17 protein-coding genes are annotated in these 20,877 nt (G+C 41.7%); 11 read left to right on the plus strand and 6 right to left on the minus strand.

The annotated features are described in order from the left end of the window. Nucleotides 1–92: 92 nt before the first annotated feature. Complete coding sequence (gene ruvB, locus GYM62_RS16715; RefSeq protein WP_144606210.1) at nucleotides 93–1,124, minus strand: Holliday junction branch migration DNA helicase RuvB; 1,032 nt, start codon at nucleotides 1,122–1,124, stop codon at nucleotides 93–95. A 275-nt stretch (nucleotides 1,125–1,399) separates the two neighbouring features. On the opposite strand from ruvB, the gene GYM62_RS16720 reads away from it, so the two are divergent. The 7 genes from GYM62_RS16720 (at nucleotide 1,400) to GYM62_RS16750 (ending at nucleotide 10,031) form a co-directional block, all read left to right on the plus strand. Next, nucleotides 1,400–2,464, plus strand: a complete 1,065-nt coding sequence (locus tag GYM62_RS16720; protein WP_219957247.1) for an FAD:protein FMN transferase — start codon at nucleotides 1,400–1,402, stop codon at nucleotides 2,462–2,464. A gap of 115 nt (nucleotides 2,465–2,579) precedes the next feature. Beyond that, on the plus strand, nucleotides 2,580–3,332 hold the full coding sequence (locus GYM62_RS16725; RefSeq protein ID WP_219957248.1) for a ZIP family metal transporter: 753 nt from the start codon (nucleotides 2,580–2,582) through the stop codon (nucleotides 3,330–3,332). Nucleotides 3,333–3,451: 119 nt separating this feature from the next. After that, entirely contained in the window at nucleotides 3,452–3,718 is a 267-nt protein-coding gene (locus GYM62_RS16730; RefSeq protein ID WP_219957249.1) for a DUF4212 domain-containing protein, read from the plus strand. Nucleotides 3,719–3,730: 12 nt separating this feature from the next. Beyond that, nucleotides 3,731–5,413, plus strand: a complete 1,683-nt coding sequence (locus tag GYM62_RS16735; RefSeq protein ID WP_091653585.1) for a sodium:solute symporter family protein — start codon at nucleotides 3,731–3,733, stop codon at nucleotides 5,411–5,413. A gap of 48 nt (nucleotides 5,414–5,461) precedes the next feature. Further along, nucleotides 5,462–7,354: an acetate--CoA ligase gene (gene acs / locus GYM62_RS16740; protein WP_091653583.1), complete on the plus strand. Its 1,893-nt coding sequence runs from the start codon at nucleotides 5,462–5,464 to the stop codon at nucleotides 7,352–7,354. 74 nt (nucleotides 7,355–7,428) lie between these two features. After that, on the plus strand, nucleotides 7,429–9,363 hold the full coding sequence (locus GYM62_RS16745; RefSeq protein ID WP_219957250.1) for a DUF294 nucleotidyltransferase-like domain-containing protein: 1,935 nt from the start codon (nucleotides 7,429–7,431) through the stop codon (nucleotides 9,361–9,363). After that, the gene (locus GYM62_RS16750; protein WP_219957251.1) at nucleotides 9,360–10,031 is read left to right on the plus strand and encodes a PolC-type DNA polymerase III; all 672 of its coding nucleotides are present in this window, start codon (nucleotides 9,360–9,362) and stop codon (nucleotides 10,029–10,031) included. Before GYM62_RS16745 ends, GYM62_RS16750 begins: the two co-directional genes overlap by 4 nt. Here GYM62_RS16750 and GYM62_RS16755 read toward each other — a convergent pair whose 3' ends face one another. Then, nucleotides 10,032–11,432 (minus strand): DUF4403 family protein, encoded by a 1,401-nt coding sequence (locus tag GYM62_RS16755; protein ID WP_219957252.1) that lies wholly within the window; start codon nucleotides 11,430–11,432, stop codon nucleotides 10,032–10,034. Between the two features lie 74 nt (nucleotides 11,433–11,506). On the opposite strand from GYM62_RS16755, the gene ytxJ reads away from it, so the two are divergent. Then, complete coding sequence (gene ytxJ, locus GYM62_RS16760; protein ID WP_219957253.1) at nucleotides 11,507–11,842, plus strand: bacillithiol system redox-active protein YtxJ; 336 nt, start codon at nucleotides 11,507–11,509, stop codon at nucleotides 11,840–11,842. Nucleotides 11,843–11,963: 121 nt separating this feature from the next. Further along, complete coding sequence (locus GYM62_RS16765) at nucleotides 11,964–14,822, plus strand: outer membrane beta-barrel protein (protein ID WP_219957254.1); 2,859 nt, start codon at nucleotides 11,964–11,966, stop codon at nucleotides 14,820–14,822. A 515-nt stretch (nucleotides 14,823–15,337) separates the two neighbouring features. Here GYM62_RS16765 and GYM62_RS16770 read toward each other — a convergent pair. After that, on the minus strand, nucleotides 15,338–15,898 hold the full coding sequence (locus GYM62_RS16770) for a fasciclin domain-containing protein (RefSeq protein ID WP_219957255.1): 561 nt from the start codon (nucleotides 15,896–15,898) through the stop codon (nucleotides 15,338–15,340). 298 nt (nucleotides 15,899–16,196) lie between these two features. On the opposite strand from GYM62_RS16770, the gene pheS reads away from it, so the two are divergent. Next, nucleotides 16,197–17,225 carry a phenylalanine--tRNA ligase subunit alpha gene (pheS, locus tag GYM62_RS16775; protein ID WP_219957256.1) on the plus strand — a complete coding sequence of 343 codons (1,029 nt, stop codon included), beginning with the start codon at nucleotides 16,197–16,199 and terminating at the stop codon, nucleotides 17,223–17,225. A gap of 47 nt (nucleotides 17,226–17,272) precedes the next feature. Here pheS and rpiB read toward each other — a convergent pair whose 3' ends face one another. The 3 genes from rpiB to glyA all read right to left on the minus strand — a co-directional run bounded on the left by rpiB (nucleotide 17,273) and on the right by glyA (nucleotide 19,967). Continuing rightward, the gene (rpiB, locus tag GYM62_RS16780) at nucleotides 17,273–17,704 is read right to left on the minus strand and encodes a ribose 5-phosphate isomerase B (RefSeq protein WP_219957257.1); all 432 of its coding nucleotides are present in this window, start codon (nucleotides 17,702–17,704) and stop codon (nucleotides 17,273–17,275) included. A 128-nt stretch (nucleotides 17,705–17,832) separates the two neighbouring features. Beyond that, nucleotides 17,833–18,681, minus strand: coding sequence for a twin-arginine translocase subunit TatC (gene tatC / locus GYM62_RS16785; protein WP_091653566.1), 849 nt, complete (start codon nucleotides 18,679–18,681; stop codon nucleotides 17,833–17,835). Between the two features lie 17 nt (nucleotides 18,682–18,698). Next, entirely contained in the window at nucleotides 18,699–19,967 is a 1,269-nt protein-coding gene (glyA, locus tag GYM62_RS16790; RefSeq protein WP_219957258.1) for a serine hydroxymethyltransferase, read from the minus strand. A 170-nt stretch (nucleotides 19,968–20,137) separates the two neighbouring features. On the opposite strand from glyA, the gene GYM62_RS16795 reads away from it, so the two are divergent. Next, a complete protein-coding gene (locus tag GYM62_RS16795) occupies nucleotides 20,138–20,509 on the plus strand; it encodes a UDP-glucuronosyltransferase (protein ID WP_219957259.1) in 372 nt (123 codons plus the stop codon). Nucleotides 20,510–20,877: the final 368 nt, after the last annotated feature.

Here is a 20,877-nt window from a genome sequence, read left to right on the forward strand (position 1 = left end):
CAAAAAAAGATTCGTGATCGGTTTTAGGCAAGTCTAACTTCTATAGCAGCAGAACAAAAGGAAATATTTGAGGATGCTCATGATGCCTAATTTTATATATCAAACAAACCTCCCATTCCTTGGGCTGGCTTGATTTTTAGATGCTTGTATGCCAGTTCAGTAGCCATTCTTCCTCGGGCTGTTCGTTTCATATATCCTTCCTGAATCAGAAAAGGCTCATATACTTCCTCAATGGTTTCCGCTTCTTCCCCGCAGGCTGTGGCAATGGTGCTCAAGCCTACAGGTCCGCCTTTAAACTTTTCAATGATGGTCAGCAGAATTCTATTATCCATTTCATCCAGGCCATTTTCATCCACGTCTAAGGCATTTAAGGCAAATTTTGCTATATCCAATGTGATGGTTCCATCACCTTTGACTTCAGCAAAATCCCGCGTTCTTCTCAAAAGCATATTTGCAATTCTCGGCGTTCCGCGGCTCCTTCTGGCAATTTCAAAAGCTGCAATTTCGTCTATAGGAGTTTGCAAAATCCCTGCAGATCGGGACACGATATCTGTGAGCAATTTTGCATCATAATATTCCAGTCTGGAATTGATTCCAAACCTGGCTCTCAAGGGAGAAGTCAATAGGCCCGAACGGGTGGTAGCTCCGATCAAGGTAAAGGGACTGAGAGAAATTTGAACTGATCTTGCATTAGGCCCCGAATCCAACATGATATCGATCCGGAAGTCTTCCATCGCAGAGTACAGATACTCCTCCACTATAGGATTGAGACGGTGGATTTCATCGATAAAAAGCACGTCTCCTTCTTCAAGATTCGTTAAAAGTCCAGCAAGATCCGAGGGTTTATCTAAGACTGGGCCTGAGGTGATTTTGATTCCGGCCTTCAGTTCATTGGCAATAATATGGCTTAGGGTGGTTTTCCCCAGTCCCGGAGGGCCATGCAATAAGACATGATCCAGAGGTTCGTTTCTGTTTTTAGCAGCCAAAACGAATACCCTCAGGTTCTCAACGATTTTGGCCTGACCTGTAAAATCCTCAAAACTTAATGGACGGAGTGCTTTTTCAAATTCCTTGTCTTTGGAACTCAAATGCTCCTCGTCTCCTCTCAGATAATCTTCTCTCATGATTCTTCGCTAGCTTACAAATATAGAAATATGATGATCCCTAATGATACCCTCAACCAAATTCTCTTTGATTAGTGGGAGGGAAGACAGAAGACAGAAGTATCTAAAACCATTGGTTTCTACCAAAGCAAGGTTAACCTGGTAAATTCTTAAAGGCAGTAATTTTTCTCAAAAGATTCAAATAAATAGCCATGGGAGCTATCATAATTTTGAAGTAAGAAATTGACAGGCCAAGCAAAAATAAGCCTTAACTTTGAGTCCAAAATAGATTCGAAATGCGCCCAAATACCCGAAAAAATATCATTTACTCCCTGGTTCTTCTCCTATTGGTAGTGGTAGTCTACACTTGGAGAAACCGGGAAAAATCACCTGAAATCACCTTGGAAGAGGCTGCTCAATCTGGAAAAGTGACTTTATCAGGCCAAACAATGGGTACAACTTACTCAGTCACCTATTTGGATACTGAAAATCGGGACTTTAAAAAATCTATTGACTCTCTATTGGTTGTTTTCAACCAAAGCCTATCCACCTATATCTCGGACTCGGAATTAAGTCGGTTCAATCAGGGAGACTCTTTGAATTTTCAATTGCCTTTCCTACCTCAAGTGTTGAAGGCAAGCAAAGAAATCTATCAGAAAACTGAAGGGGCATTTGATCCAACAGTTGGTCCTTTGGTGAATGTATGGGGATTTGGACCTGGTGGACCGCAGTTAAAAGACTCAGTGGATATTCAAAACATGCTGAGAATGGTTGGGTTTGACAAAATTGATTTTGATTCAAAGCAATTGAGAAAAAAGGTTCCTGGCGTATATCTAGACTTTTCTGCTATTGCCAAAGGACAAGGAGTGGATGTGGTAGCCAAATTTTTGAGCAGCAAAGGATTGTCAAATTATTTGGTAGAAATAGGTGGGGAATTAGTGGCGCGTGGAGTAAATGAAAAAGGCGAACTCTGGAAAGTGGGTGTAAATAGACCTGAAGAAGAATCCAATGCATCGGAACTATACAGCATTATTGCCTTAAACAATAAGGGTATGGCTACTTCAGGGAATTACAGGAACTTTTATGTGCAAGATTCCATCAAGATATCTCACACCATTAATCCTAAAACTGGCTATCCTGTAAGACATAATTTGCTTAGCGCTACTGTACTAGCTAATGATTGCATGACTGCGGATGCCTATGCAACAGCCATGATGGTAATGGGTACTGAAAGGGCTATTGCTCTATCAGAAGGGATCAAAGAAATCGAAGTATTTCTAATCTATAGTAATCCGGATGGAAGCTATGGAACTTATGCCACTGAAAGCCTAAAGCCATACCTATCCTTCGTTCAGGAATAAGAACACAGATTCACAGCATTTAAAATAAATGCAACATTATTGAATTTTATTACCTTTGCGAGGGTTATAAACCCAGCTTTTCTTGGATTTTGAAAGGAAAAGCTGATCAATTCGCATGGGAACCAACTTTATTCTTCTTTTTCTAACTGCAATGATTGCGGGATCTTTGGTCTTTTTTGCACCGGATTTCCGTGATAAATATTTCAAGCTAGTACTGGTTTTTGCGGGCTCATACCTTTTTTCCATCACCATTCTCCACATAATTCCCGAACTTTTTGACAGCACTTACAGCAGTTCTAGTATGGGACTGTACATTTTGATTGGCTTTTTATTTCAGCAGATTTTAGAATATTTATCTAGCGGAATAGAACACGGACATATTCACCATCATCACGGTTCCGGAAAAGGAGGAGTGATGACTGTCATGATTGGACTATTTATCCACGCATTTTTGGAAGGCACCCTACTATCCCATGGAAGCTTGATGGAGGGTGTGGTAGAAGAAGTGGCTCATGGCCATAGCGAGAATACCATTTTGGCAGGAATCATCATGCACAAAGGTCCAGCAGCTTTTGCTTTAGCCGCGGTACTTTCATCCGAGCTTTCGAAAAAATGGACCTTGATTCTATTAACACTTTTCGCATTAGCATCTCCTTTAGGAATGTTTTCAAGTGCCTTTTTATTCCAGCAAGGAGTTTTGGAAAAAGAAGGAATCGGTGTTTTGTACGGGCTCGTTGCAGGAGGATTTCTTCACATTTCCACAACCATATTCTTCGAAAGCAGCCCACAACATAAGCTTCAAACCAGCAAGCTTTTGGTAAGCTTCTTTGCCGCAGCCTTAGCGATTGCCTCTGAATATTTGCTATAAAATTTCGTTTAGCTAGGCTGACTTTTTAAAAAATTTTAATTTTTATATAAAACAGGTTGCATTTACGTGGATTCACCTGCTACTTTATATGCTGAAGCATTTATAAAGCCAAAGAATCTATGCCTTCCCAACCCAAAATAAATACAAAACGCTACTGGAGAAAAAATCTTCAGACCTTGTTAATTCTACTCTTTTTCTGGTTTCTCGTATCCTTTGAATTTGGAATCCTATGGGTTGAAGAACTCAATCAAATCAGGCTAGGAGGCTTCAAATTAGGTTTCTGGTTTGCACAGCAAGGATCTATTTATGCATTTGTGGTTTTGATTTTTATTTATGTCTACCGCATGAATCGGCTGGATAAGGAATTTGACGTAAACGAAGAATAACCTAACCCACTCATGGAAATCCTCACCTGGACTTATTTACTCGTAGGAGTCTCTTTCGCCGTTTACATTGGAATAGCCATTTGGACTAGAGCTGGTTCCACTAAAGAATTTTACGTAGCTGGAGGAGGAGTTTCCCCCTTGGCAAACGGGATGGCAACGGCTGCAGATTGGATGTCAGCAGCTTCTTTTATTTCCATGGCAGGCCTGATCTCGTTTGCGGGATACGATGGATCGGTATATCTCATGGGCTGGACCGGAGGCTATGTATTATTGGCTCTCTTGCTTGCTCCTTATCTGCGAAAGTTTGGAAAATTTACTGTTCCTGATTTTGTGGGCGATCGCTACTATTCCAAAACAGCAAAAATAGTAGCAGTCATTTGTGCCTTATTTATATCCTTCACCTATGTGGCTGGGCAAATGAGGGGAGTTGGAATTGTTTTTTCCCGCTATTTGGAAGTACCGATTGAATGGGGTGTAGTGATAGGAATGTGTATCGTTTTTTTCTATGCCGTGTTAGGAGGCATGAAAGGAATCACTTACACTCAGGTCGCCCAGTACTGTGTGCTCATTTTCGCCTATATGGTTCCGGCTATTTTCATCTCCATGCAATTGACTGGTAATCCAATTCCCCAATTGGGATTGGGTGGAGAGTTGGAAGAAGGCACCTATCTATTGGATAAGCTGGATGGTGTTTTGGCAGATTTAGGATTTGCAGAATATACCTCAGGCAGGAAAAGTATGACTGATATATTCATGATCACATTGGCTTTGATGGTTGGTACTGCTGGTTTGCCTCATGTGATTGTGCGGTTTTTCACAGTTCCCAGAGTCAAAGATGCACGGCTTTCGGCTGGCTATGCTTTAGTCTTTATAGCCATTTTATACACCACTGCTCCAGCGGTAGCCGCATTTGGAATTTACAATGCCATCAATTCCACCTCGGAAAAGAGAATGGATGAGCTGCCTACCTGGATTGCTACTTGGCAAAAAACTGATTTAATTCAAGTAGAAGACAAAAATGGAGACGGAAAAGTCCAATACCTGCCGGATCCCGAAACCAATGAGTTGAATATAGACCGTGATATCATGGTGCTGGCCTCTCCGGAAATAGCAAAACTTCCCAACTGGGTGGTTGGTCTGGTTGCAGCAGGGGCTATGGCGGCAGCATTATCCACAGCAGCGGGACTTCTATTAGTTATCTCCACTTCGGTTTCCAGAGATTTGGTAAAAACTTATAATCCTGGCATCACAGAAAAGAAGGAATTGCGTATTGCCCGAATTGCCGCAGCCGGAGCAGTGATATTGGCGGGTTATTTTGGAGTAAACCCTCCCGGTTTTGTGGCTCAAGTAGTTGCTTTTGCCTTTGGCTTAGCGGCAGCTTCCTTTTTCCCTGTCATCATTATGGGAATCTTTTCGAGTAGGATTAATAAAGAAGGCGCCATCGCCGGAATGTTAACTGGACTGGTCTTCACCTTGGGCTACATCATTTATTTCAAGTTTATCAGTCCCGAACTCAATACTTCTGAGCATTGGTGGTTTGGCATTTCCCCTGAGGGGATTGGGTCTCTGGGAATGATTCTCAATTTTCTAATTTGTATTTTAGTATCAAGCTTAACCCCTCCACCTCCTCAGGACGTACAAGAAATGATAGAGGAAATTCGAATTCCCCGAGGAGCGGGAAAGCCGACCCATTAGAAAAAATTCAGGGCAAAAGCCCTTTTTTACAATAAACCTAAAGTAGAAATGAGCGATCGATTACACACACTCAGCGGATATTTGTATGAATACCAGAAAAGTGTTGCCCAGCCAGAGGAGTTCTGGTCTCGGGTCGCAGATTCTTTTCATTGGAGAAAAAGATGGTCTAAAACCTTAAAATGGAATTTTCGGGACCCAGATGTCAAATGGTTTATCAATGGTAAACTGAATATCACTGAGAATATTTTTGAAAGACACCTCTATACAATTGGCGATCGGCCCGCTATTATTTGGGAGCCTAACGATCCAAAAGAAGCTGGACGTACGCTTACATATAAAGAGCTTTATCACGCAGTTTGCCAATTTTCCAATGCACTGAAAGCGAAAGGAATCGGAAAAGGTGATCGGGTCATTATTTATATGCCTATGGTACCAGAGGCAGCTGTAGCTATGCTTGCCTGTGCTAGAATTGGTGCCATTCACTCTGTGGTATTCGCTGGATTTAGCGCCTCTGCTTTGGCTGATAGAGTGAATGATTGTCAGGCAAAGGCAATCTTAACAGCAGATGGGAATTTCAGAGGAAATAAAAAAATTCCTGTCAAAGATGTAGTCGACGAGGCATTGGAGAAATCCTCCGTGGAAACCGTGATTGTTTACCAAAGAACCCACCAGGAGATCAACATGAAATCTGGAAGGGATCATTGGTGGCATGATGTAATCAAAGAAGAGAAAGAGGAAAATAAAGCAGAGGAAATGGACTCGGAGGATATGCTCTTTATCCTTTACACTTCAGGTTCTACCGGCAAACCAAAAGGGGTTGTTCATACCACTGGAGGATATATGGTTTATACCAAATACTCCTTTGAAAATGTATTTCAATATTCTCCAGGGGATATTTACTGGTGTACCGCAGATATTGGCTGGATTACCGGGCACTCCTATATCGTGTATGGACCTTTACTAGCAGGAGCAACCACTTTGATGTTTGAAGGAGTACCTACTTTTCCTGATGCAGGAAGATTTTGGGCAGTGGTGGAAAAACATCAAGTAAATCAGTTTTACACGGCACCTACAGCCATTAGGGCTCTGCAAGCCCACGGCACAGAACCTATCGAAGGATATGATTTGAGCTCATTGAAAGTGCTTGGCTCAGTTGGTGAGCCCATAAATGAGGAAGCTTGGCATTGGTATCATACGCATATAGGAAAAGGAAAATGTCCCATTGTAGATACTTGGTGGCAGACTGAAACAGGAGGAATTATGGTTTCCCCTCTTGCGGGAATCACTCCGACAAAACCAGCATATGCAACTTTGCCTCTTCCCGGAATTCAATTATGCATAGTGGATGCGGAAGGAAATGAGCTCACGGGAAATGGGGTGGAAGGAAACCTCTGTATTAAGTTTCCATGGCCTTCTATGATCCGTACCACTTATGGTGATCATGATCGATGCAAACAAACCTACTTCTCCACTTACAAGGACATGTATTTTACAGGAGATGGTGTCAAAAGAGACCATGATGGATATTATAGAATTTTAGGACGAGTAGACGATGTGATTAATGTTTCCGGACATAGAATGGGCACCGCAGAAGTAGAAAATGCCATCAATGAGCACCCATTGGTAATAGAATCTGCGGTAGTAGGTTATCCACACGAAGTCAAAGGCCAGGGTATTTATGCTTACGTAATCTGTGACATGAAGAATAGAACGGAGGAAAACTTGGTCAACGAAATCAAGGATACCGTTTCTAAAATTATCGGCCCGATCGCCAAGCCTGATAAAATTCAAATTGTGCCAGGTTTACCCAAAACCAGATCTGGTAAGATTATGCGGAGAATATTGAGAAAAGTCGCAGAAAATAATCTGGATAATATGGGAGATACCAGTACACTTCTTGATCCTGAGGTGGTAACTCAGATTATTGAAGGCAGAAAGTAACCCGGATTTCTGAATTGGATGCAGGATACAAGAAAATAGAACTTGTATCTTGCATCTAAACTTCTTCAACAAGTATGGCCAATGTCATTGTCAATCGGGTTCAGGAATTTCTAAAAAAACATCCTCCCTTTTCCTTCTTGAACCAAGATGACTTAGCCTCCGTGGCCTCTCAAATAGAAATTCAATACCACGAAAAAGGTGAAATTCTATTTGAAAAAGGAGATGCCCCGGAAGCCTATTTTTTTATCCTGAAAGAAGGCCAAATCGAATTGAAAGACGGGGAGGAGACCAAAGACTTTTGTGATGAAGGGGATGTGTTTGGAGTCTTGGCCTTATTGGGAAAAAGACCCTATATCCTCACTGCAGCTGTATTGGAAAATTCACTGGTGTATTGCATCCCTGTCAATGCTTTTGAAGAAATTCTGCAGAGAAACAGCAAAGTAGCTCTCTTTTTTGCAGCAGGTTTCGCATCAGGACAGGTCGTGATACGGCAGGATCTTTCTGCAGGACAGAAAGCTAGGGGGATTTTCAAAAAAGACAATAATGACCACTCTTTACTTATTTTTTCAGATCAGTCTGAAATTCGATTTTCAGAAAATGTAGTCTGTATTGCTCCAGAATCTAGCATACAACAAGCTGCAGAAAAAATGGCAGAAAAGGAGGTGAGTTCAGTCGTAATTATCAATTCCGATAAATACCCCGTAGGAATCATCACCGATAAGGACCTTCGAACCAAGGTTGTCGCAAAAGCAATATCACTGGATTTGCCTGTGAAGCAAATCATGAGCTCACCTGTGATCACCAAAAAAAGAGACAGCAGCTTTTCAGACTTGTATTTGAGTATGATTAAAAATAGGCTGCATCATTTGATCCTGACCGAAGACGGGAGCGCCGAAAGTCCTGTTTGTGGGATTCTATCGGATCATGACGTGCTGCTTTCCATGGGCAATAGTCCTGCAGTTTTGATCAATGCCCTACTCAATACTACCGATCTCACAGAAATGCGTGCCATTCGGGATAGAGCCGAGACAATGCTTCGCTATTATTTGGAAAATGAGGTATCCATGGATTTTGTGGCCTCGGTCATGACTGAAATCAATGATGTCATCATTCAACAAGCAACCAAAATTGCCAGGAGCAAACTAGCACCCGAATTTCCGGAGATGCAGGGAATCAAATTTGCCTTTATTTCTTTGGGCTCGGAGGGAAGGGAAGAGCAGCTACTAAGAACTGACCAAGACAATGCCCTGATTTATGAGGACCTCCCGGCTTCGGTTCAAGTGAAAGCAGCAAACTATTTCCATCTAATGGGTTCCGAAATAGTGGAAGTTCTCCTTGCATGTGGGTTTGCATCTTGCCCGGGTGAGATTATGGCCTCCAATCCCAAATGGGTACAGCCTCTGAGCAAGTGGAAAGAATATTTCTCAGAGTGGATTCTTTCGCCTACTCAAGAATCCTTAATGCAGGCCTCTATCTTTTTTGACTTCAGAAAAATCACCGGTAGCTCTTCTCTAACTGATGAGCTCAGTGCCCATATATATGAGGAAATTCAGTCCAAAAAGGCTTTTCTGAGCTTTATGGCTCAAAATGCTTTAAAAAACCCACCTCCACTCGGCTTTTTTAAAGATTTTATGGTGGAAAAATCTGGGGAACATAGAGACCAGTTTGATATCAAAGCCAGAGCAATGATGCCCTTGGCGGACCTAGCCAGACTTTTGGTCTTGAGCCACGGAATAACAGGGATCAATAATACATTTAAGCGCTTTGAAAAATTAGGGCAGCTGGAACCTAATTACGAATCTCTTTTCAACCAAGCCGGAAAGGCCTATGAAATCCTGATGAGGATGAGAGCATTGGAAGGACTTCAAAATGATAATAGTGGCAGATTCATTTCTCCGGAACATATGGGGAAACTTCAAAGACAATTGCTGAAGAATACCTTTTCACCATTGGCTGAATTACAAGATATTGTGGAAGTGCGTTTTCAACTAGCCTACTTCAGGAAATGAGTTGGTGGCCTTTTGGAAGAAAAAAAGAGGAGCAGCCTCCTTGGCTTAAGGCTTATTTAACGGAGGCGAAGAAGTCTATTCCCGGAATCCGAAAAATCCAGCAGTTGAGCTTTGTAGTCTTGGATACTGAGGCCACTGGTTTTGATTCTAAGAAAGATGAATTATTATCCTGCGGTATCATAGGGATTGAAGAGGAAAAAATCAAAATCAGCAGTTCCAAAGAATGGCAATTTGCATCTGAGAAATCTCCTGGAAAATCTGCAACAATACATGGCTTGATTCATCCCAAAAATCCAATTGAGCTAAAAACCTTTTGTCAGGAGCTACTGGGTAATCTGCGAGGATCCATTATCGTAGGCCATCATATTGGATTTGATTTGGACCTTCTATGCAAGACTTTTCAACCCTTTGGATTTAATCAATTCCCTAATCCAAAAATTGACACGATGAATTTGGCTGTGCGTTTGGATTTTGGCCCCCAAGTAGACTGGAATAGGGTTAGGAAAGAAGATTACAGCCTGGATGCTTTGTGCGAGAAGTTCAACATCCCCAAAGAAGACCGGCATACTGCTGGAGGTGATGCATTTCTGACCGCTCAAATATTATTGAAGTTATTAAAGCAGGCCGAGAAAAAGGGGATTCTTACGTATCAGGAGTTATTTCGCTGATTACTTCCAGTTGACCCCTATTTTCCCTTGGGCTTTCATCATCACCTGCAAGCCAGAACGGGTAGGATAAAATCCCGAGGGAGATATTTCAAGATTTTGGATAGACAAATTAGCGATAGGAGTCTCCAGACCCAATCTTTCCTGAATGCCTCCCAAGCTATCTTCCAACAAATCCCCTATCGGAAAAACAGCCCTTTTTTCAATCTGACGGATAATTTTTCCCTTTTTAAGCGCGATGCCCAACTTGGCTCTGGAATTATCGCTCATCACTTTGAAATTAACATCTTCGAAAATCAGACTTTCCGACTTTCTATCGTAGGCAGGCTTCCCGACCACAAAGAAGTTTCCTTCCATCCGCTCACCATTTTCCCGGTCAGCCACGAAATCACAGGTAATAGCCAGTCTTTCCCCAAAAGATTGAGTTTTGAGATTGGCTAAAGTCAACAATGTCTTCCTATCAGCTCTGAATGTTTTTCCCAGAAAATTCTCTGCCATCAAAGCATCCAGCTCAGCATAACTCATTTGAAAAGGCAATGTGATCTCCAGATGATTTTCTGAATCTGAATTGGTACTTAGAGCCGGAAGAGGAAAAGCTCTAGAAGGTGCTGCATTAGCGGGATGGGTGTTGATTTTTCCATTTAAACCCAACCAAAGATGAAAGTTCTCGGATTGGTCAAAATACTCTTTTAATCTCACGGATTGAGGCTGAATAGAAAAGGCCTGAGCGCCGCCCTCCCAGTTTACCATAAAAGGCTTACCTGCCTGTTCCCATGCCAAGTCAATCATGGGCTTCATATTTACCAGTTTTTGTTCGGGGCGTAAATTTTCTTTCGCCCAAGCCCGGATTTCCCTTTCCAACAATCCGCTCAAATCCAGTTTCATCCCTAGTACATCCAGTGCAAAATTCCCTCCTAAATCCATCAATTCAAATTGCTTGACACTCAGGCTCCAGTCTGGATTGATCTGGGGATTCACTCGAAATACGGGAGCAAACTGCTCATCCAATGGCACTTTTCCCCTAAATAAACTTCCCAATCCACCCCTCTTCAACCCTAAATCACCTTTTACTTTTAAAGGAAGAGTCATTTGAATTGTTTGGCTATCCAAAGCTACCCATGAGATATTCCCAACTCTACTCAATTGAAGATTTCCCTCTATACCGCTACCTAAATCCAAATTTTCCTCAGAAACCAAATTAACTGGAAGTTGGGAATTAAATATCTTATTGAGAGTAGCCTTCGGCATAGTCAAAGGAACGTTGACCTCGGAGGTAGCCGGTGGGATTTCAGGCAAGGGTCCTGGATTAGAAATATCTAAACTTTTGCACCCAACAAGCAGGATACTGAGAAATATGAGAGGAATACTATATTTTTGCAATTGAGTTGCGAATTGATGGATCATTTGTAATTTCAATGAATCTAATAAGGAACTAATTACTCCCTGCAAGTATTGTCCCAATTAAAGGATAAGAAGTGATGAATTGGAAAAAATTAACAGAAGAAGCTCAAATTGAGGAAATAAAAGCGCTTAGCAAAGAAAGACCTGTGATGATTTTTAAGCACAGTACACGTTGCTCAGTCAGTAGCATGTCCTTGGACAGACTATTGAGAAATTGGAAAGCAGAGGATGAACAGAAGCTAGTTCCTTATTTTTTAGATCTCATTGCGCATAGAAATCTTTCAAACCTCGTAGAACAAGTATTTGGCGTACCACATGAGTCTCCTCAGGTCATCATTGTAAGGGATGAGGGGGCTGTTTACGACAATTCTCACTTTGGGATCAATTATTCTGATTTAATGGCAAAAATTTAAACGCTGTTAAAAGCCTTATTCAGCCTTTTATCCCCACTTCTCCCCACTCTTATTTTTTAGTAAAGAGTGACTAAACCTTTGCCTTTTTCATACAGTCAAAGAAGATGAACTTTGCAATTGTATGAAAAAGAACTACCCAATTATTACTTTAATTTTTTGCTTTTTGACGACATTGACAGCTTTGGCACAAAGGCCCGAAGGAGCTGAGAGACAGGAGCGAAAATTTACCGGCACCGTGATTGACGGATCTATTAACCAGCCTATGGTTGGTGCCAATGTGCAAATCAAAACAGTAACCGATTCACTTTTGAGGGGGACTGTAACGGATGGACAAGGAAAATTTGAAATCATCCGTCCAAATATCCCTCAGGTTAAAATAGAAATCACTTTTATAGGATATAGAACTATCACTAAAATCCACAGCATGAGAGAGCCCGTGGATTTGGGAGATTTGATCTTACTTGAGGACACCAAGGTATTAGGGGAAGTTTTGATTGAAGGGCAAGTTCCAGTTGGAGAACAAAAAGGAGATACTACCTCCTTTAATGCCAATGCTTTCAAAACCAGAGAAAATGCTCAGGCAGAAGACTTAATCAGAAAGCTTCCGGGAGTTACATTTCAAAATGGGCAGATACAAGCTCAGGGAGAACAGGTTCAGAGGGTATTGGTGGATGGACGCGAATTTTTCGGTTCGGATCCCAGCATTGCCTTAAGAAACCTTCCAGCTGATGCCATTGAACGCGTAGAAGTCTTAGATCAACGCTCAGACCAAAGCAGACTTACGGGTTTTGATGACGGTAACTACACCAAAACCATCAATATCATCCTTCGCTCAGACAAGAAAAATGGGCAATTTGGAAGAGCCTATGCAGGCTATGGTACAGATGATCGCTATTCCGCAGGGGGCAGCTTGAACTTATTTAATGGAGACCGAAGAGTATCGATCTTAGGACTTTTCAACAATGTCAATCAGCAAAACTTTTCTTCTCAAGATTTGGCAGGGGTAACCGCCAATGCCTCGGGAGGAGGAGGTAGAAGATTTGGTGGTGGGCGCTTCGGAGGAGGAAACAACAACTTCTTTGTAGGCAATGACATTGGAATCATAGCTACCAATGCCTTGGGCCTGAATTATTCAGACAAATGGGGCAAGAAGGTAAACTTTACCGGAAGTTATTTTTTCAATAATACCAACAACACCCTGCGTCAGTTGACCAATCGGGAAACGATCGTCAACCAAGGGCTAAGTCAGTTTTATGAAGAAAGTCTGATCAATAATGTGGAAAACTTCAACCACAGAGCCAATGCCCGAATTGAAGCGGATTTGAATGAGAAAAACAGTTTGATCATCACTCCATCCATTTCTTTTCAAACCAACCGCACCTTCAGTGACAGGGATGCATTAACCTATGCGAGTACGGGTGATTCTCTTTCTGCCTTAAGATCTACTTCCAATGCAGAAACTCAGGCTTTCAATTTGGCAAACAATCTGACTTACAGATATAAGTTTGACAAAAAGGGAAGAACTCTCTCTACTGATATCAATACGGTATGGAACAATAGGGATCAGTTTTCCGACTTATTAGCAGCGAGCAGAGAGTATAGAAGAAATACTTTAGATACCACAACCCAAGAAACAGACGGATTAAATCGGGGCTTTAATTATAGGGTCAACACTACCTGGACGGAGCCATTGGGAGAAAAATCCATAAGTACTTTTGGCTACCAAATAGCCAACAACAAAACCAGGGCAGACCAAAAAACCAGAGTCTTTAATGAGGAAAACCTGCCAGTGTTGGATACAGCTTTGAGTAATGAATTTGACAATAAATTTATCACTCAAAGACTACGATCCGGCTATGCCTATACCAATAATGGCTGGAATATTAATTTGAACCTAGACTACCAAAATGCCCGCTTAGACAATGAGGCCTTCTTCCCGACAGAGGGAGTATTCAGAAGGGATTTCAACAATATTTTACCGAGTGCAAATATTAACTTCCGAAATAGAGAAACAGGTTTTTCCTGGAGGATTCGATATAGAACTGATACTGATGAGCCAAGTGTAAATGAGTTACAAAACGTGGTCAATAATCAAAATCCTTTAAATCTATCAGTGGGTAACCCTACCCTGGGCCAAAGCTATAACCACAACATTTTTGCAAACATCGCCAAAGTCAATCTGGAAAAGTCTAAGACCTTTTTCACCTTCATCAACTATTCTGCAACCAGTAATTTTATTGGAAACAGCACCTTTGTGGCTTCCCAAGACACTTTGATCAATGGAGAAATCCTCCTGAGACCCGGAGGTCAAATCTCTCAGCCAGTGAACTTGGATGGGAATTGGAGAGTGAGGGCTTTTGCGACCTATGGGATGCCAATTCCGAAGTTGAAATTACAATTCAATACCAATACAAGACTAGGCTTCAACCGAACTCCTGGACTGATCAATGGTGATCTGAATTTGAATGACAACATTGAATTAAGCCAGGGCATTACGATTAGCTCCAATATCAGCAAGAATGTGGATTTCTCGGTAAGTACTACAGGTACTTATACTATCGTTAATTCCAGTTTGCAGGCTAATTTGGATCAAAATTATTATGTGCAGGAGTCCAATATTCGTTTGTATTTCTCTCCCAACAATGGAAAACTGTTTGTAGGCAATAATGTGAATAATATGCTTTACAGCGGCTTGTCTGAAGGTTTTGATCAGTCTGTGTGGTTGTGGAATATTGAAGGTGGCTTCCGCTTTGCCAAAAACAATAAGGCCGAGTTGAAAGTGGTGGTTTTTGACTTATTAAATCAAAATAACAGCATCAGTAGAACTATTTCTGATGTCGCGATTACGGATGTATTCACCAATGTTTTAACCCGATACGGGATGCTAACCTTTACTTATATCATTGGGAATTTCAAAGAGCCCGAGCCGGATAACAGTCCTTGGAATAGAGGTAGGCCGAGTGGAGGAAGAACCTGGTAGGAAAGTGAGAAGGCTAAAATCAGAAGGCTAAAAATGCTAGTAGTGGCCCAATGATATTCCCGCAAAGGTTGGAAAAGGCAAAGAGGCTATATTTCCTATGTTCCCTCGGTGGTTTTTAAAATTGCTCGCGGAAAAGCAGGGGAAAGGTTATTGGTTATTGAGTTATTTTCAAACTAAGATTTCACCTTTGTCACAAACTATGTGTGCTATTGTGAATCCTATGTGGTTAAATAAAATGGCTCGCAGTGGCGCGGCGACGCAGCGGTTTTATCTCCCGCAAAGGATGGAAAAGGCAAAGAGGCTATGTCCCCTCTGTAGTTTTTAAAATTGCTCGCGGAAACGCAGGGAAAATGTTATTGGTTATTGAGTTATTTTCAAGTTAGAGGCCGACTTTGTAGCATAACTATTTGAACTCCTGTTAATACGTAGAAAAATAATAACGCTCTAAAAAATAAAAAAAGCCGACGGAGCACATCCCCGCCGGCTTTTTGCTATTTAACCCTAACTTTACCTTATCACATTTTAGGAAGTACTACAGTGTCTACAGAGTGAATTACTCCGTTTGACTGCCATACGTCTGCGATAGTTACTTTTGACTGACCACCGTTTTCGTCGGTGATATATAAGTCTTTACCTTTCATCCAAGCAGTCAATTTACCACCTTGTACAGTAGTCAATACCGCTTTTCCGTTACCTTTTTTAATTGCGTCTGCGATGTCCTTAGAACCCATTTTACCAGCAACTACATGGTAAGTCAAAACTGCTGTCAATTGACCTTTGTTCTCCGGCTTCAAAAGTGTTTCTACTGTTCCGTTTGGCAATTTTGCGAAAGCGGAGTTTTCAGGAGCAAAAACGGTGAATGGACCTTTTCCTTGTAATGTCTCTACCAATCCTGCTGCTTTTACAGCTGCTACCAGGGTAGTGTGATCTGCAGAGTTTACTGCATTTTCAACAATGTTTTTGGAAGGATACATAGGTGCGCCACCTACTTCTACTGTCTTCTCCATTTGTGCAAAAGCCACATTGGCTGATAAGAAAACAAATGCTACTAAAGCTACTTTTAAGAAATTTTTCATGGTTTGTAGTGTTTTTTGTATTTGGAAGGAATTACGAGGGCCCAGCAAAAACTGGATTGAGAGAAATTGAAAAATATTTTAAAAAGTCTGTACCAAGTACCCTCAAAGGGCTTAAGGCCCCTTGAAGAGTTTGATACATGCTTAAGGGATATTTTATTATGATTTGAAATTTGGATTACAAAACCTACCATACGAGTTCGGGATTTGCAATCCGGAACAACGATAGCGATAAACCAATCCTCCAATAGGCCTTTTAAGTCAAAAATTGTAGCTTTGCGACTTGATTAATCTGAATCTCATGTATCAGGAAAAAATCGATGCCATCAAGGCCGCAATTGCATCTGCAGATGCCAATAATCCCGAAGAGTTGGAAGCTTACCGCATGGAGTATATCTCCAAAAAAAGTGTTGTGGGTGCTCTCTTCGCAGATATGGGAAAAATCCCGAATGAGGAAAAGCGTGCCTATGGACAATTGGTCAATGGAGTCAAGCAACTTGCAGAGGAGAAGTTTCAGGAGCTGATAGAAAAAGTCAATTCTGCGAATAAAAAATCCAAATCTGCCAATATTGACCTAACCCTACCTCCATCCAACCAAGATATAGGAGGCATTCACCCATTGACTGCAACTCGTCAACGCATCATAGAAATATTCGAGCGCATTGGTTTCAACCTATCCGAAGGACCGGAAATCGAAGACGACTGGCATAATTTTACTGCTCTCAACTTCCCTGAAAACCATCCGGCAAGGGAGATGCAGGACACCTTTTTTATCGAGAAAAATCCTGACATCGCTTTGCGTACCCATACTTCCTCTGTACAGGTAAGAGTAATGGAAAATCAAAAACCTCCCATCCGCACTCTTTCTCCTGGAAGAGTGTATAGAAATGAAGCTATTTCTGCAAGGGCACATTGCATCTTCCATCAGGTTGAAGGATTGTATGTTGATGAGAACGTTGGATTCGCGGATTTAAAAAACACCCTGTATCACTTTGCCAAAGAGATGTTTGGTAAGGAAACCAAAGTTCGCTTCCGCCCTTCTTATTTTCCTTTCACCGAACCCAGTGCAGAGATTGATATTTCTTGCCTGATTTGTGGAGGAAAAGGTTGTACCATATGTAAAGGAACAGGTTGGGTAGAGATCGGGGGTTCTGGAATGGTAGATCCAAATGTCCTTGAAAACTGCGGCATTGACTCCAAAAAATACACGGGCTTTGCCTTCGGAATGGGAATTGAGCGAATCGCCATGCTCAAATATCAAATCAAGGATTTGCGCTTATTCACTGAAAACGATGTGCGCTTCCTAAGGCAATTCAAACCCTTACTCTAGATTTAAGCCCGGCAAATTGTCGGGCTTTTTTCTTCTACTTTAGCCTATCAACTACAAGCAATCTTATTCACCCGATTAGCATGTCGTCCGCCTTCGAAGGGGGTGTTTAGGAAGGTCTCAGCCAGTTTTTCTGCAAGCTCGTAGGAAATAAATCTGGCAGGAAGAGCCAAAACATTGGCATTGTTATGCAGACGAGCTAAAGCTGCCAACTCCTCATTCCAGCAAAGGGCCGCACGGATTCCTTGATGCTTGTTGGCCGTAATTGCTACTCCATTTCCGGATCCGCAGATAACAATGCCCAGCTCGTATTCTCCATTTTCAATAGCAGTGCTTAAGGGATGCACATAGTCTGGATAATCCACAGAAGCATCAGAGAAAGGTCCAAAATCTTTGACCTCATGGCCTAAGCTTTCCAGTTTCTGAACCAACTTCTCTTTGTATTCAAATCCGGCATGATCGCCTCCGATTGCAATCTTCATTTTATTTTTGATTTACGATTTACGATTTACGGGCAGCTCTTAACCTCTATCCATAGACTTAAGCGCTAAATTTTTTGTAGGCTTTAATTCATATCGCCTTCAGCTTTTAGACTTAAGAATTCAGACTTCTATTCAGCTTCTTTTTTCGCATACTCGGCTTCCTTAATCGCCCGCTTTTTCTCCAAACGTTTAGCGATATTAATTCCAGCTTCGTACAGGACCAAGATAGGCATGGCGATCAGCAACTGAGAAATTACATCCGGAGGGGTAATTACGGCCGCCAGAACCAATATCACGACAATCGCATGTCTTCTATAAGCTCTCAGCATTCCTGAGGTAACCAGTCCTGACATAGACAAGAAATAGATGACTACCGGCAACTGGAACATAATCGCAGAAGCCAATACCAGCATGATAAGGGTAGTCACATAGGAAGATATATCAAACTCATTTAAGATCGACGGATCCAACTGATAGTTGGAAAGGAAGTTGATCGATAAAGGAGAAAGGATATAATATCCAAAGGCTGCCCCTAAGAAGAACAACAAACTCACGAAGAAAACAGCTCCCCGAGCCGCGTTTTTTTCCTGATCATACAATCCTGGGCTGATAAATTTCCAAAACTCCCAGAATACATATGGGAAAGCCACCACAAAACCCACCACAAAACTGGAGGTCATGTGCATGGAAAACTGCCCCGTCATCTGCCTACTTTGAATGGTAAATGGGAGTTCGTCAATACACAATGCTGCAATTCCCAAATAATCACTGATATCACAAAGCACCCGATAGGTGAGAAAATCCACCTTGGATGGGCCCAGGATAATGATTCCAAAAACAATGCTTTTGGATAGAAATGCAATCACTGAGAAAATCAGAATGGCTGCCACAGATCGCAGCAAATGCCAGCGGAGAGCTTCTAAATGGTCCAAAAAGGACATTCCCTCCTCTTCCTCTTGATATTGGTCTAATGCCACGTTGGTTTGTTTCGCTTTTAGTATAATGGAAACTGAATCATCCACTTATTGACTTCTGCACGGATGCTCTGCAATTCACTTTCATTGTCATGATTTCGCAAAGCTCGGTCAATCAGCTGAACGATCTTTTTCATATCTTCTTCCTTCAGACCACGGGTGGTGACCGCGGCAGTTCCTACTCGCATCCCGGAAGTCACAAATGGAGACTTGGTATCGAATGGGACCATGTTTTTATTGATAGTGATATCTACTTTGCCTAATGTTTCTTCTGCCAGCTTTCCAGTAAGATTCTTATTTCGAAGATCAATTAGCATCAAATGATTGTCAGTTCCTCCTGAAATCAACTGATATCCCAGACTTACGAACTCTTCTGCCATTACGGCTGCATTTTTCTTCACTTGAAGAATATAAGTCATATATTCATCAGACAAGGCCTCTTCAAATGCAACTGCCTTAGCTGCGATAATATGCTCTAATGGTCCTCCCTGAGTACCTGGGAACACACCCATATCCAGCAAAGAAGACATCTTCTTGATTTCGCCTTTTGGAGTAGTCAATCCCCAAGGATTGTCAAAGTCTTCTCTCATCAAGATCAAGCCCCCTCTAGGTCCTCTCAGGGTCTTGTGAGTAGTGGTGGTCACGATATGACAGAACTCCAATGGATCATTCAACAAGCCTCTTGCAATCAATCCTGAGGGATGGGAAATATCCGCCAACAATAATGCTCCTACCTGATCAGCAATATCTCTCAAACGCTCATAATCCCAGTCTCTAGAGTATGCAGAAGCTCCGCAAATGATCATTTTTGGTTTTACTTCTAATGCCTTGGCTTCTACCTTATCATAATCAATCACCCCGGTCTCTTCTTCTACTCCATAAAAATGAGGATCGTATAATTTTCCGGAAAAATTTACTGGAGATCCATGAGTTAGGTGACCACCATGAGACAGGTCAAAGCCCAAGATAGGATCCCCGGCTTTCAAACATGCCAAGAATACAGCAGCATTAGCCTGTGCACCGGAATGGGGCTGCACATTGGCCCAAGTTGCACCAAAGAGCTTCTTTGCTCTGTCGATAGCAATTTGCTCGATCTCATCGACCACCTCGCATCCACCATAGTAGCGCTTTTTTGGAAGCCCTTCTGCATATTTATTGGTCAAAACACTGCCTGCGGCCTCCATGACCTGCTTGCTGGTGAAATTTTCCGAAGCAATCAGCTCTATGCCGCGCTTCTGTCTGTCTTCTTCTTGTGCGATGAGGTCAAATACAACCGTATCTCTTTTCATAATCAGGGAATTGAAAGCCTATTAATTGGAAAAAACAAGACTGAGCCTGTTTGAAATCAGGACCAAAAATAGCCCGAAAGTCCTTATTATCCAATGTGAAATGGGATTGAAAAAAGCGAAGATCCATAGCTAGTCTATAAATCATGGCTGAAGCTTCGTAAATTCAAATTATGATTGATTTCAAATTCCAGCCATCCACTTACTTTTCTGAAGAAGTTTCCTCTGTTTTGTTGGTCAAACTCCACTATCCGGAGTCCACTTGGGGCGAACAGATCAGTATTTATGCCCACCAGATGGATTTCAAAATCCATTTGGAAGCGGTGGATTTTTATGGAAATGACTATATGCTTTACCCATCAAAAATTGAGGAGCCTTTCAATCTGGAAGATTTAATTTATTTGATAGAAGGCATGCAGGTCAATCAAGATGAATTGGATGGAAAAATGGAGTTGGTTTTGGATGGCGTGCCTGAAGCAAGCAGTGCGTTTTATCCAGAGTTGGAAAGATACTTTGAGGAGAAGAGAAGGAGCTTTGGCTTGTAGTTTTGATGCACCTAAGAGGATGGGGAAGGATATTTAGAAATTTTAGAATTACGATTTACGGGCATGAACGGTGAACATTGAACCCTGAACCCTGAACAAAAGCCGACTCAATTTCTCAGTTACCCAATTATACATTCCAGAAAATATCGAACATCGAATGAGGAACTTCGAAGTGAAAGCGGTGATTAGAAATGAGATTTATTCTTCAAGATGCCTAGACGAGCGAATAAATAATAATAGAATTACGATTTACGATTTACGGGCATGAACGGTGAACATTGAACATTGAACCCTGAACAAAAGCCTACTAAATTTCTCAGTTACCTAATTATACATTCCAGAAAATATCGAACATCGAATGATGAATG

Origin of the sequence: Algoriphagus sp. NBT04N3, from assembly GCF_019443765.1 — a bacterium.
GTDB lineage: Bacteria > Bacteroidota > Bacteroidia > Cytophagales > Cyclobacteriaceae > Algoriphagus > Algoriphagus ornithinivorans.